11 protein-coding genes are annotated in these 13,981 nt (G+C 31.2%); 9 read left to right on the top strand and 2 right to left on the bottom strand.

Annotated elements, in window-relative coordinates; genetic code table 11:
* Positions 1 to 158: 158 nt before the first annotated feature.
* Together yfcC and Q0V67_RS09820 are read right to left on the bottom strand one after the other, a co-directional pair.
* Entirely contained in the window at positions 159 to 1,658 is a 1,500-nt protein-coding gene (gene yfcC, locus Q0V67_RS09825; RefSeq protein WP_297599149.1) for a putative basic amino acid antiporter YfcC, read from the bottom strand.
* A gap of 153 nt (positions 1,659 to 1,811) precedes the next feature.
* A complete protein-coding gene (locus Q0V67_RS09820; protein WP_297599148.1) occupies positions 1,812 to 3,023 on the bottom strand; it encodes a NupC/NupG family nucleoside CNT transporter in 1,212 nt (403 codons plus the stop codon).
* Positions 3,024 to 3,527: 504 nt separating this feature from the next.
* On the opposite strand from Q0V67_RS09820, the gene yaaA reads away from it, so the two are divergent.
* The 9 genes from yaaA to pheT form a co-directional block, all read left to right on the top strand.
* Positions 3,528 to 3,734: a S4 domain-containing protein YaaA gene (yaaA, locus tag Q0V67_RS09815; RefSeq protein WP_297599147.1), complete on the top strand. Its 207-nt coding sequence runs from the start codon at positions 3,528 to 3,530 to the stop codon at positions 3,732 to 3,734.
* A 24-nt stretch (positions 3,735 to 3,758) separates the two neighbouring features.
* Positions 3,759 to 4,859, top strand: coding sequence for a DNA replication/repair protein RecF (gene recF, locus Q0V67_RS09810; RefSeq protein WP_297599146.1), 1,101 nt, complete (start codon positions 3,759 to 3,761; stop codon positions 4,857 to 4,859).
* Positions 4,837 to 5,388, top strand: coding sequence for a DUF721 domain-containing protein (locus Q0V67_RS09805; RefSeq protein WP_297599145.1), 552 nt, complete (start codon positions 4,837 to 4,839; stop codon positions 5,386 to 5,388). Before recF ends, Q0V67_RS09805 begins: the two co-directional genes overlap by 23 nt.
* Positions 5,375 to 7,285 carry a DNA topoisomerase (ATP-hydrolyzing) subunit B gene (gyrB, locus tag Q0V67_RS09800; protein ID WP_297599144.1) on the top strand — a complete coding sequence of 637 codons (1,911 nt, stop codon included), beginning with the start codon at positions 5,375 to 5,377 and terminating at the stop codon, positions 7,283 to 7,285. Before Q0V67_RS09805 ends, gyrB begins: the two co-directional genes overlap by 14 nt.
* 46 nt (positions 7,286 to 7,331) lie before the next feature.
* Positions 7,332 to 9,788 carry a DNA gyrase subunit A gene (gene gyrA, locus Q0V67_RS09795; protein ID WP_297599142.1) on the top strand — a complete coding sequence of 819 codons (2,457 nt, stop codon included), beginning with the start codon at positions 7,332 to 7,334 and terminating at the stop codon, positions 9,786 to 9,788.
* Positions 9,789 to 9,811: 23 nt separating this feature from the next.
* Positions 9,812 to 10,585, top strand: a complete 774-nt coding sequence (locus tag Q0V67_RS09790) for a hypothetical protein (RefSeq protein WP_297599140.1) — start codon at positions 9,812 to 9,814, stop codon at positions 10,583 to 10,585.
* 5 nt (positions 10,586 to 10,590) lie between these two features.
* Positions 10,591 to 11,049: a metallophosphoesterase gene (locus Q0V67_RS09785; protein WP_297599138.1), complete on the top strand. Its 459-nt coding sequence runs from the start codon at positions 10,591 to 10,593 to the stop codon at positions 11,047 to 11,049.
* Between the two features lie 32 nt (positions 11,050 to 11,081).
* Entirely contained in the window at positions 11,082 to 12,098 is a 1,017-nt protein-coding gene (gene pheS, locus Q0V67_RS09780; RefSeq protein WP_297599136.1) for a phenylalanine--tRNA ligase subunit alpha, read from the top strand.
* A 15-nt stretch (positions 12,099 to 12,113) separates the two neighbouring features.
* On the top strand, positions 12,114 to 13,981 hold a 1,868-nt coding region (pheT, locus tag Q0V67_RS09775), incomplete at its 3' end, for a phenylalanine--tRNA ligase subunit beta (protein ID WP_297599134.1).

Here is a 13,981-nt window from a genome sequence, read left to right as displayed (position 1 = left end):
GCGCATGCCTGTCACGCATGAGGTCGCGAGTTCGACCCTCGTCACTCCCGCCATTAAGGATTTTTAGAGATGTAGAGATACATCTTTTTTTTATTTTTATTAATATACATTATATCATATAAAAAAGGATCGATTAACAAATCGATCCTTTTCGTATATTATTGAAAGTTTATTAAAACTCCAGCTACAACAAAGATACTTCCTAATACAAATAAAATTCCTTGGAACTTTATTTGTTGCTTAGCCCAAACTCCCCATTCAACCTTTGCTATTCCAAGTATGGCCATAAGTATACCAGATGTAGGAACAATCATATTAGTAAATCCATCTCCTAATTGGAAAGCTAGAACAGCAACTTGTCTAGGAACTCCAACTAAGTCTGATAGAGGAGCCATTATAGGCATTGTAAGAGCAGCTTGTCCAGATCCAGAAACAACAAAGAAGTTGAATACTGATTGGAAGAAATACATGGCTACAGCAGATATAGAAGCGTGTAGGTTACCTAGGATTCCAGCAACAGAATTAAGTATTGTATTTAAAACTGTAGGGGTTCCAGCATCAATACCACCTAGAACTAAAACTATACCTTTTGCCATACCAACAACTAATGCTGCTCCTATAAGGTCTTCTGCTCCCTTTCTAAAAGAAGTAGCGATGTCATTGATATTCATGTTGTTAAGATTGAAGACTACTCCGATGATACCAGATATTATTCCCATAATTGTGAATTGAGCCGCTATTTCAGGTAGATAATACCCGTGGAAAACAACTCCCCAAACTATCCAAGACATTCCTAGAAAGATTGTTAAAAAAACAAGTTTGTGACCAAATTTAAATTCTAAGTCCTCTGCTTCATCCGCTTTAAAATCTTCTCTAAAAAATTTATCAGTTTCATAAGAGATTGACGTTTGAGGATTTGCTTTAACTTTTTTTGCATACCTCATTGTATATATCATACCGAAGGCTGTGAAGAAAACCCACATAAAAATTCTAAACATAGCACCAGAAAGCACTGGAATACCAGCAACACCTTGAGCAATAGCGACTCCAAATGGATTCATCCACGAAGTTCCAAATCCTATTTGAGTAGATATATAACACATAAAAATACCTGTGATTGAGTCATATCCCATTCCAACTACAATTGGAATAAGAATCATAGCAAATGGAATAGCTTCTTCACCCATTCCAAATACAGCTCCCCCTAAAGAGAAAAGAAGAAAAACTAATGGAATTAAAAGTGCTTCAGATCCTTTAGTCTTTTTTATCATATTAAGTATTCCAGCTTCTACAGCTTTAGTTTTTAAAATGATACCAAATGCTCCTCCAGTAATAAGTATAAATGCGATGATACCAACAGCAGTACCCCATTTATCTCCGCTAACTAAACCTTCGAAAATATAGTTAGTAACACTCATATCGCCACCGGCAGCAAAAATAGGAATTCCTTTAGTCAAAGGTTCGCCTAGAGCGTTTAAAGCATATTTAAAGCTTCCTGGGACAGGAACAGTTCTAGTTTTCATTCCAGCTTCGGTAGCGTATTGGACTTTTTCCATAGTAAAGCTTCCAACTGGGATTAAATAAGTTAAAAGAGCTGCAAAAATTACTACAAAAAAGATGATGACGTATGTATCAGGTATTCTGATCTTTTTTTTCATTATTCCTCCTAAAATTGTTTTGTAAGATTGTTTGTACGATTATATAACATGAACCCTTAAAAATCAATAGTAGATGAGAATAATATAAAAAATATATGTTATAAAAAAAAGAGACAAAAATTGTCTCTTTAAAATTTTTAAAATATCTTAAGGTTATAAAAGAGCACCTGCAACAACACCGTTCAATAGAGAAGCTAAGAAACCAGCTAAAACGGCTCTCATACCGACTTGGGCAATTTCACTTCTTCTATTAGGAGCAATTGAGCCTAAGGCACCTATTTGAAGTCCTAATGATGCGATGTTAGCAAATCCTAAAAGAGAAAAACTCATTATAGCAATAGTTTTCTCAGACAGACCAGCCATATTTTTAGTAAAATCAACATATGCAACAAATTCGTTTAAAACCATTTTTTGTCCCAATAAACTTCCTGTATAAACAGCTTCTTCCCAAGGTATTCCCATGATATAAGTTATAGGTGCAAAAAGATAACCTAGAATAGATTGAAGAGTTAATTGAACTCCAAACCAATCTCCGATACCACCCAAAATCATATTAACCAATGAAACTAAAGCTATGAATGATATTAAGATAGATCCGATTATAAGGGCTATATTCATACCGTCGATAGTTCCTTTAGCAGCAGCTTCGATAACATTAACTGAATCACTTTTAGTGAATTCTATTTTCTCATCGTCCCCTTCATCTTGTGTTTCAGGCATTATTAATTTTGCGAAAATAAGCCCACTTGGTGCAGCCATAAAAGACCCGGCAATAAGGTATTTCATAGGAACTCCTAAAGCTGCATAAGCTGCAAGAGTTGAACCTGATACAGATGCTACTCCACAAGTTAAAACAGCAAAAAGCTGAGATCGGCTTAAATTAGCAATATATGGCTTTATAACAAGAGGAGCTTCTGTTTGTCCTAAAAAAATATTGGCAGCAGCAGATACTGATTCGGCCTCTTTAGTACCTAAAAGCTTAGAAATACCTCCACCAATATATTTAATTACAAGTTGCATAATTCCTAAATGATATAAAACAGAGATCAATGCTCCAAAGAAAATAATAAGTGGTAAAACATTGAAAGCGAAAACGAAAGCAATGTTAGTTCCTGGAGAATAAAGTCCACCGAAAACAAACTGTATACCCTCATTAGCTTGGGCTATAACTTTATTAAATCCGTTAGAGACAGCTTGTAAAATATAAGCTCCTCCTGAAGTTTTCATAACTAAAAATGCAAATGAGAATTGAAGGGCAAAACCTGCGAAAATAGTTCTCCATTTGATGTTTTTTCTATCATATGATAGAAGATAACCTAAAAATAAAATTGCAAAAATTCCGATTATACTTCTCAGTATAGTCACGATACCAGCTCCCTCTATAATTATATTTTAATTTGGTATTACTATCCAAATATAATTTATCCTTTAAATTATATTCTAAAATATGTAATATACATAGGACAAGTTTCCTAGTAAAAAAATAATGTATATGAACATTAATAATAATATTTTTTTATTAGTTTATATTTTCAAAAAAAAACAAACATATATTACATAAATAAAACTTTAAATTTAAAAATAACATCTAAAAATAAAAGTGTACACTTTTTTATTGAGTGAGTGTTACTGAAAAAATAGGAGATATAGATATAAAAAATAGATCTATAATATAAAAAAAAGATTAGAAATAAAACTAAATGTTTATATTGTGAAAAACATAACAAAAATATAAAAAATAATAAAAAAATATTAAAACGACCTTAAACATGAGGAATTTACTTGTTAGAAGGCATATAAATATTATAGAAATAAACTTAGTTTTGTGGTAAAATGTATAATAGACTAAATATTTTTAGGAGGAGTAAAATGACAGAAATAAAAATTTCAACAGAGTTCATTAAGTTGGATCAATTTCTTAAGTTTACTGGTGAAATTGGAACTGGCGGACAGGCAAAGGAACTGATTTTAGATGGTCAAATTAAGGTGAATGGTGAGGTAGAAGAGAGACGTGGAAAAAAACTTTATCCAGGGGACAAGGTTGAATTCTTAGGAATGAAGTACATAGTAAGCTAATAATAATTTTGGGGTGAATAGAATTTGGAAATTCTTGAAATGAATTATATTAACTTTAGAAATCTTGAAGATAAGAATATTCATTTTTCTCCTAGATTCAATCTTTTTTTTGGGAAAAATGGGCAAGGGAAAACTAGTATATTAGAAGCAATATATTTTAGTGCAACAGGAAAAAGTTTTAGAACCTCAAAAAATATAGAGTTAGTAAAATATAGGAAAGAAAAAATGGGAAGTTATATCTCTTACAGAGATTTGATCTCTGAAAAAACCTTAAGTGTTAAAATGGATAAAAAAAATAAAGAATACAGTTACAATGGGAAAAAAGTCCCACTAGATCAATTTTATGGGAAAGTTAATGTTGTGACTTTTATTCCAGAAGACATAGAACTTATTACGGGTTCACCAGGATTTAGAAGAAATTTCTTTGATGGAGAAATAGCTCAAACTAATTATGAGTATTTTAAAAACCTTAAAGATTATGCAAAGGTTTTAAAAATAAGAAATAAATATTTAAAAGAAAAAAAATATAAAGATGATTTATTTTCAATTTTTGAAGATGAGTTTGTTAAGTTAGCAACAAAAATTATTTTAAAAAGAATAGACTATGTAAAAAACATTTCGATTATTTTAAATTTAAATTATAGAAAATTATTTGATGATAAAAAAGAACTAAGTTTAAAATACGATAGTTTTATAGGAGATTTTAAAGGGATAGATTTAAAATCTTTAGAAGAAAGAATAAGAGAAAAAATAAAAGAATTGAAAAATCAAGAGATAAGATACGGATATTCTTTAGTTGGACCACAAAGAGATGATTTTAAATTCATTTTAAATGAAAAAGAAGCGAAATCGTACTCTTCTCAAGGAGAGAAAAAGTCAATTATCTTTTCTTTAAAACTTTCAGAAATAGATATGGTAATCAAAGAAAAGAGGGAAGCACCTATTTTTTTAATAGATGATATATCTTCATATTTTGATTCGATAAGAAAAGATAATATTATAAAATATTTAAAAAAAAGAGAGTTACAAGTTTTTATTAGCTCTACAACAGATTTAAATATAGAATCTAAGAACTTTAGAATAGATAAAGGGGAGATTCAAGATGGGCATAATGAGTGTAAGTGAGGCAGTAGAAGAAGCTGTTGTGAAAAGTAGAAAGTTAAAAGAGGGAATTATAAGGGGACATTGGTTCGAGATTGTTGGTAACCTTTCTACAAAAAGTGAACCTCTGTGGATAAAAGAGGACACTCTCTATATTTTGGTGGAAGACAGCGTTTATCTTCATCATATGTCTATGAACAAAAATAAATATTTAAAGAAAATTGAAGAGATTTTAAAAAAAGTATATGTAAAAGATATGAGATTTAAAGTTTCGAAAGTTAATAAAGGAGAAGAATATAGTGTTTCTCTAGAAAATAAAGAAAATTTTGAAAAAAAAGAGTTCATTTCAGAGTTAAAAGATCTTGATTTGGAAAAAAAAATAGAAATTTTAAAGCGAAAATCTCAAGAGAGAGAAGAAGCTTTAAGAAAAGAAGGTTACAAAAAATGTAATTTTTGCGGAACTATGTTTTTAGGAGAAGGAAATCTTTGTAAGCCTTGTTCTTTAAAAGAAAGTCTAGATAAGGTATTGGAGGATAAAAATGACAACGAATAATTATCAAGCGGAAAACATTACAGTTTTAGAGGGATTAGAAGCTGTAAGAAAAAGACCTGGAATGTATATAGGAACAACATCGGAAAGAGGATTGCATCACTTGGTTTGGGAGATTGTAGATAACTCTGTAGATGAGGCGTTAGCAGGATATGCTGACAGAATTGAAGTGTCAATATTACCAGATAACATAATAGAAGTAAAAGATAATGGAAGAGGGATTCCAGTAGATATTCATCCAAAGTATGGAAAATCAGCATTGGAGATTGTATTAACTGTACTTCATGCTGGAGGAAAATTTGAAAATAATAACTATAAAGTTTCAGGAGGCCTTCATGGAGTTGGAGTTTCAGTTGTTAATGCTCTTTCAGAATGGACAGAAGTGACTGTAAGAAGAGCTGGGAAAGTTTATTTTCAAAAATACAATAGAGGAGTTCCAGAAAAAGATGTTGTTGAAATTGGAGTTTCTGATACAACTGGAACAACGGTAAGATTTAAAGCTGATCATGAAATATTTGAAACATTAATCTACAGTTTTTCAACATTGGAAACAAGATTAAGAGAGTTAGCATACTTAAATAAAGGACTTCATATAGTTTTATCAGATTTAAGAAAAGATCCAGCAAAAGTTGAAGATTTAGCTTTTGAAGGTGGAATATTAGACTATATAAAAGAGATAGAAAAAGGGAATGCACAGATTATAAAAATGCCAGTTTATATGAGTGGAGAAGTAGATAATGTTTCTGTAGAGATAGCAATGAGTTATAACACAAATCAAAGAGAGACAATATATTCTTTTGTTAATAATATAAATACTCATGAAGGTGGAACTCATGTAAGTGGTTTTAGAACTGCACTGACAAGAGTTATAAATGATCTTGGAAAGAGTACAGGACTCCTTAAAGATAAAGATGGAAAGCTACAGGGCTCTGATATAAGAGAAGGACTGACTGCGATTGTTTCAGTTAAAGTTCCTCAACCGCAATTTGAAGGACAAACAAAAACAAAGCTAGGGAACAGTGAAGTTACAGGAATAGTTTCAACTGTAGCTGGAGCTCAAATAAAAATGTATTTAGAGGATGCTCCAAATGATTTGAAAATTATTGTAGAAAAAATCTTAAACTCAAAAAGAGCAAGAGAAGCAGCACAAAGAGCAAGAGAATTGGTTCTAAGAAAATCAGCACTGGATGTGGGATCTTTACCAGGAAAATTAGCCGATTGTTCATCTAAAAATCCAGATGAATGTGAAGTTTATATAGTTGAGGGAGATTCAGCAGGTGGATCAGCAAAACAGGGAAGAGACAGATCGTTCCAAGCGATATTACCATTGAGAGGTAAAATCCTGAATGTAGAGAAAGCTGGATTGCATAAAGCTTTAGAAAATACTGAGATTAGAGCGATGGTTACAGCTTTTGGTACTAGTATTGGAGATAACTTTAATATTGAAAAAAGAAGATATGGAAAAATAATAATAATGACTGACGCGGACGTGGATGGAGCACATATAAGAACTTTAATATTGACGTTCCTTTATAGATATATGGTGGATTTAATTCACAATGGAAACGTTTTTATAGCTCAACCGCCATTATTTAAAATAACTCAAGGAAGAACAGTATCTTATGCTTATACGGATAGACAGTTAAAAGAGGTTATAGCTGGCTTAGAGGGTGAGGATAAGAGATATACTCTTCAAAGATATAAAGGTTTGGGAGAGATGAATCCAGGGCAACTTTGGGAAACAACTATGGATCCAGATACAAGAACATTGCTAAGAGTTACAATAGATGATGCGAGAGAGGCAGACATACTATTTGATAAACTGATGGGAGATAAAGTAGAGCCAAGAAGAGAGTTTATTGAGGAACATGCAGAGTTTGTAAAAAATCTGGATATATAAATGTATATGAACAGTAATAAAAAGAAAGTTCTAGGAGGAATTAACAATGTCTAATGTGAAGAATAGATATATAGAGGAAGAGCTAAAACAATCCTATCTAGATTACTCTATGAGCGTTATAGTTAGTAGAGCATTACCGGATGTAAGAGATGGATTGAAACCCGTTCATAGAAGAATACTATTTGCTATGAATGAGATGGGAATGACAAGTGATAAAGCATATAAAAAATCAGCAAGAATAGTTGGAGAAGTTTTAGGAAAATACCATCCACATGGGGATTCTGCTGTTTATAATACAATGGTTAGAATGGCTCAAAGTTTTGCGTTTAGATATGAATTGGTAGATGGGCATGGAAACTTTGGATCAATAGATGGAGATTCTGCAGCGGCAATGAGATATACTGAGGCTAGAATGTCTAAAATAAGTAATGAACTTTTAGATGATATAGATAAAGATACAATTGATTTTAGAAAAAACTTTGACGATTCACTAGATGAACCAATTGTTTTACCTGCAAAATTACCAAATCTTTTGTTAAATGGAGCGACAGGAATAGCTGTAGGAATGGCTACAAATATACCCCCTCACAATTTAGGTGAGGTAGTAGATGGGATACTTGCATTAATTGATAAAAGTGATATAACTCCAGTGGAGTTAATGCAATACATAAAAGGGCCAGATTTTCCAACAGGTGGAATAATTGATGGAGAAGCTGGAATATATGATGCATATACAACAGGTAGAGGTAGAGTTAGAGTTAGAGGAAAAATTGAAATAGAAGAAGCTAAAAATGGAAGACAAAGTTTAATAATAAATGAAATTCCATATCAATTAAATAAATCGAGCTTAATCGAAAAGATAGCTAACTTAGTAAAAGAGAAAAAAATAGTTGGGATATCAGATTTAAGAGATGAATCAGATAGAGATGGAATTAGAGTAGTAATTGAGTTAAAAAGAGGCGAAGAGCCAGAATTGGTATTAAACTCACTATACAAATATACAGAACTTCAAACAACATTTGGAATGATAATGCTAGCACTTGTTAATAATGTTCCAAGAGTATTAAATTTAAAAGAGATTTTAGATGAGTATTTAAAACATAGATTTGAGGTTGTGACAAGAAGAACTAGATTTAACTTGAATAAAGCCGAAAAAAGAGCTCATCTATTAAAAGGATTTATAATAGCTTTAGAAAATATAGATAGAGTAATTATAATAGTTAGAGGGTCTGCTGATGGAAATGAAGCAAGAGTAGCTTTAATAGATAAATATGGATTTAGTGAGGAGCAAGCTAAAGCTATATTAGAAATGAGACTTCAGAGATTAACTGGACTTGAAAGAGATAAAATTGATAAAGAACATGAAGAGTTAAAAAATATGATAATTGAATTGAATGAAATTTTAGCAGATGAAAATAAAATTTATGAAATTATAAAAGAAGAGCTAAAAACAATAAAAGAAAAATATAATGATCCAAGAAGAACAAATATAGAGAAAGAAAGAATGGAGATTAGACCAGAGGATCTAATTAAAGATGAAAGTGTGCTTGTTACAGTTACGAACAGAGGTTATATAAAGAGAATGGAGCTGGATAAGTATAAAGCACAAAAAAGAGGTGGAAAAGGTGTTTCAACTCAAAACACAATAGAGGATGACTTTGTTGAAAGAATGGAAGTAATGTCTAATTTAGATACTATGATGATATTTACTGACAAAGGAAGAGTTTTCCATCTGAAAGTTTATCAAATTCCAGAATCTTCTAAGCAGGCAAGAGGAAGATTAATTGGAAACTTGATTAAATTAAAGGAAGATGAAAAAGTTAGAGAAATAATAAAAATAAGAGAATTCAGTCAAGATAAAGAACTTTTATTTGTAACAAGAGATGGAATGGTTAAGAAAACAAATCTGAGTGAATATAAAAATATAAACACTGCAGGATTGAAAGCTATAAAAGTTAAAGATGGGGATGACATAATATTTGTTGGAATTTTACCGGTAGATTCTAAAGAGCAGGTATTCCTAGCAACAAAATTAGGACAATCTATAAGATTTGCTAAGGATGATGTTAGACCAACAGGAAGAGATACGAGTGGAGTTAAGGGTATCTCATTAAAATTCAGTGATAGTGTAATTTCAGCACTATTAATAGATGATCAAGTGAATGAAACAATATTGACTATAACTGAAAATGGTTTTGGAAAAAGAACAAGAGTGGATGAGTATCCTTTACAATCTAGAAGTGGTAAAGGTGTAATAAATATAAGATGTAGTGATAAAAATGGAGAAGTAGTTGCTGTTAAACCCGTTAAGGATGAGGAAGAATTGATGGTAATAACATCTTCTGGAACAGTAATAAGAACTCCGGTAGAACAAATATCTATAATTGGAAGAGCAACTCAAGGTGTAAAAATTATGAGAGTAAGTGAATCAGATTCTGAAAAGGTTGTATCGATAGCAAGTTTTAAAGAAGAAGAGTCAGAGGTAGAAGAAACTCAAGAATAATTTATCTTATAGGAGGAGTTATTATGAAAAAAGTTTTAGTTGTATTTGGTGAAGGATCAAAAAAAAATGTACTTATAGAAAGTGCTTTATTTTTTAAAGAGAAGCTGGGATATGAAATAACCCCTTTATACATAAGAGATGTGAGAAGGGATGAGATTATACCAGCAACTATGGACGGTATGATTGTTAACTTGAGTAATAACTCTTTCTCAGAAGAAAGAGACGCTTTAGAAGAAGAGGAATTGAAACATCTTCAAGAAAAATTAAGAATAAGAGGAATAATAAATCCTCTGAATGTTGAGTTTGGTTTTCCTTGGGATATAATAAAGGAATATCTTAAATTATCGGATATGTTGATGTTTGAAAAAGGAGAAATTTTATCTGAGTCAGCTGTAACTGTTTTAAAAAATCATTTTAAACCAGTTATTATGATTGGTGAAAAACCAATAACAAAACTTGAAAAAATAGGTATTTCAAGTGATGATGGAGTTAAAATTAATAGAAGTGTGTTTAGCTTTATAAACCTTTTTCCACAAAAGAAAGACTTCACAATGTTGACTTTGCTTTACAATATGGAAGAAAATAAGCTTTTAAAATACTTAAAAGAAAGAGATAAAGATGTTGTTTTTAAAAGCTTTGATGGAGAAGCCGCGAAGGATAAATATTTAGAAGAAATTAAAAATTTAGATTTATTAATAATGGGAAATCTTAGTCGAGGTTACTTCTTTGAAAAAATAACTGGTAAAAAGGGATTGAGCATTATGGAGAAATCTGAGGTTTCGATATTTATAGGGTAGGGGATATGAAAATAGTTGTGATAACAGATTCTCATGGAAAATTGTCTAAATTTTATGATATAATAGCATTAGAAAATCCTGAAGAAGTTATATGGACAGGAGATCATAGTTGGGATGGTGAGGAGTGTTCTTTTGCTTTCCCAGAGATAAAGTTTCATATAGTGAGAGGAAATTGTGATGTTTTTGATAAAAAATTTAATGATAATGAGATTCTAGATATAGAAGAAAAAAAAATTTTAATAACTCATGGGCATCTTTATGATGTGAAAAAAGATATGAGTATGCTTGAAAGAATAGCAGAAAAGTACGGTGCTGATATTGTTTGTTTTGGTCATACTCATATTCCTTATTTGAAAGAAAAAAATGGGATTGAATATTTTAATCCTGGAGCTTTAAAAGATGGGAATTATGGAATAATAACAATAGAGAATAAAAAGATAAAGTTTGAAACTAAAAAAATTTAATAAAAATAAAGCCTTGTTTTAGGAGGAAACAGATGAAAGATAAACTGAGTGCTTTAAGGGATGAAGCTAGTTTAAATATCCAAAAAGCAGCAACACTACAAGAAATTGATGAAATTAGAGTTAAATATCTGGGTAAAAAGGGTGAATTTACAGAGATATCAAAATCGATGAGAGATTTATCTCCTGAAGAAAGACCTGTATTTGGTCAGTTAGTTAATGAGGTGAAAACTTCTATAACAACTTTAATCGAAGAAAAAAACTTAGAGATTAAAGAAATTGTAAAAAAAGAGCAATTATTATTAGAAACTGTAGATATATCTTTACCTGGAAGAGAGGTTTCAACAGGTGGATTACATCCTATTACAGAAACTATGAATTTCTTAAAAAATATATTCGTGGAGATGGGATTTGATGTATCAGAAGGACCGGAAGTTGAATTTACTTCTTACAATTTTGATTCTTTAAATATTCCAGAAACACATCCATCAAGAGATTTGCAAGACACATTTTACATGAGTGAAAATGTAGTTTTAAGAACTCACACATCTCCAGTACAAGCTAGATATATGGAAAAAAATCAACCTCCATTTAGAATGGTTTGTCCAGGGAAAGTTTATAGAAACGATTACGATATTTCTCATACCCCAATGTTCCATCAAATGGAAGGATTAATGGTTGGGCCAGATGTTTCGTTTGCAAATCTAAAAGCTATGTTAGAGCAATTTGTAACAAGAGTTTTTGGAGAAACAAAAGTTAGATTTAGACCTCACTTTTTCCCATTTACAGAACCAAGTGCAGAAATGGATGTAGAGTGTGTAATTTGTAAAGGTGAAGGGTGTAGACTTTGTAAGCATAGTGGTTGGCTAGAAATAATGGGATGTGGAATGGTAGATCCCGAGGTTTTAAAAGCGGTTGGATATGATTCAGAAGAGGTTTCAGGATTTGCATTCGGAATGGGAATAGAAAGAATAACTATGTTGAGATATGGAATAGATGATTTAAGAGCATTCTTTGAAAACGATGTAAGATTCCTAAAGCAATTTAAATAAAAGGTGGAGGCATAAATGTTAATTTCGTTAGATTGGTTGAAGCAATATGTCGATATAAAAGAGGGCATAAAAGAGTTAGAAAATACTTTGACAATGATAGGTCAAGAAGTAGAAGCGATAGATGAGCAAGGGAAAGACTTGGCAAAAGTTGTTATAGGGCAAATAGCAGAGTATGGAAAGCATCCTGAAGCTGAGAAGCTGACACTTTTAAAAGTTAATATAGGGCAGGATGAAGAGTTACAAATAGTTTGTGGAGCTCCTAATCATAAGCTTGGAGATAAGGTTGTAGTAGCTACAATAGGTGCAACTTTACCAGGAGATTTTAAAATAAAAAAAAGTAAAATAAGAGGGATAGAATCTCAAGGAATGCTTTGTTCAGAAGTGGAGTTAGGACTTGGAACGGATGGAGATGGAATAATAATTCTTCCTGAAGATGCCCCGTTAGGTATAGAATACAGAGAGTATAAAAAATTAAATGATGTGATATTTGAACTTGAAATTACACCTAATAGACCAGATTGCTTATCTTATATAGGTATAGCAAGAGAGATTGCCGCTTACTATGGAAGAAAAATAAAGTGTCCGGACTTTAGTCCAAAAAACATAATAGAAAGTATAAATACTGGTCATATAGATGTAAGAATTGAAGATAAAGAGAGATGTAAAAGATTTTCAGGAAAAGTTATAAAAAATATGAAAGTTCAAGAGTCACCGGAGTGGTTAAAAAATAGATTGTTATCAATGGGATTAAAACCAATTAACAATGTTGTAGATGCAACAAATTACATTTTATTTGAGTGTAATCAGCCACTTCACGCCTATGATTTATCAAAGATTGAAGAGAGAAAAATTGTTGCAAGAAAAGCTTTATCAGGAGAAAAGATTGTAACTTTAGATGGAGTAGAAAGAGAGTTAAACAGAGGAGAACTTATTATAGCAGATGCTGTAAAACCTTTAGGAATTGCGGGTATAATGGGTGGAGAATCGAGTAAAGTGACCGATGAAACAACGGAGATATTTTTAGAGTGTGCTTATTTCACACCAGAAAATATTAGAAGAACTTCTAAAGAATTAGTTTTATCAAGTGACTCTTCTTATAGATTTGAGAGAGGACTGGATATAGAAAATACAGTTGAAGTTTTAGAAAGAGCTGCTGAATTAATTTCTCAATTAACAGGTGGAGAAATTTTAGAGGGATGTATAGATAGATATATTGAAAAACACGAAAAAATTGAAATTCCTTTAAATATAGAAAAATTAAGAAAATTTATGGGAAAAAACATAGAAATAGATGTAGTTGGAAAAATTCTTACAAATTTAGGAATTGAAATAAAAACATTGAACTCTACAACAATAATAGCAACTCCACCTTCTTATAGGGGAGATTTGACAAGAACAGCAGATCTTTATGAAGAGATTATAAGAATGTATGGTTTTGATAATATAGAAAATAAAATGCCAGAAGAAAGCATTAGACCTGGTAAGAAAGATTCAATGACAATAGTTGTTGATGAAACTAAAGATATATTGGCTAAACTAGGATTACAAGAAGTAATAAATTATAGTTTTATTTCTAAAGATGCAATAAAAATGCTAGGAGTAACAGAACCTACATTAGAAATAACTAATCCTATTAGTGATGATATGGCGGTAATGAGACCAACTCTTTTATACAGCTTGTTAGGAAATATAAAAGATAACTTAAATAGAAATCAGAATGGATTAAGATTTTTTGAAGTATCAAGAGTATTTACTGCAAAAGAAGATGGATTAGCTAATGAAACATTAAGAGCTTCAATAGCCCTTGCAGGAAAGCGATCTAAAACTCTTTGGAACCCAAAACCAGAGGCGATGGATTTCTATGATTTAAAAGGTTTTGTAGA

Origin of the sequence: uncultured Cetobacterium sp., assembly GCF_947072685.1 — a bacterium.
Lineage (GTDB): Bacteria > Fusobacteriota > Fusobacteriia > Fusobacteriales > Fusobacteriaceae > Cetobacterium_A.
This window is presented reverse-complemented; position numbering and strand designations above follow the sequence as displayed.

Coding starts and splice junctions, on each gene's coding strand:
- pheS (WP_297599136.1), top strand. CDS start 11,082: ATGAAAGATAAACTGAGTGCTTTAAGGGATGAAGCTAGTTTAAATATC.
- Q0V67_RS09785 (WP_297599138.1), top strand. CDS start 10,591: ATGAAAATAGTTGTGATAACAGATTCTCATGGAAAATTGTCTAAATTT.
- yfcC (WP_297599149.1), bottom strand. CDS start 1,658: ATGAAAAAAAAGATCAGAATACCTGATACATACGTCATCATCTTTTTT.
- Q0V67_RS09790 (WP_297599140.1), top strand. CDS start 9,812: ATGAAAAAAGTTTTAGTTGTATTTGGTGAAGGATCAAAAAAAAATGTA.
- yaaA (WP_297599147.1), top strand. CDS start 3,528: ATGACAGAAATAAAAATTTCAACAGAGTTCATTAAGTTGGATCAATTT.
- gyrB (WP_297599144.1), top strand. CDS start 5,375: ATGACAACGAATAATTATCAAGCGGAAAACATTACAGTTTTAGAGGGA.
- gyrA (WP_297599142.1), top strand. CDS start 7,332: ATGTCTAATGTGAAGAATAGATATATAGAGGAAGAGCTAAAACAATCC.
- Q0V67_RS09805 (WP_297599145.1), top strand. CDS start 4,837: ATGGGCATAATGAGTGTAAGTGAGGCAGTAGAAGAAGCTGTTGTGAAA.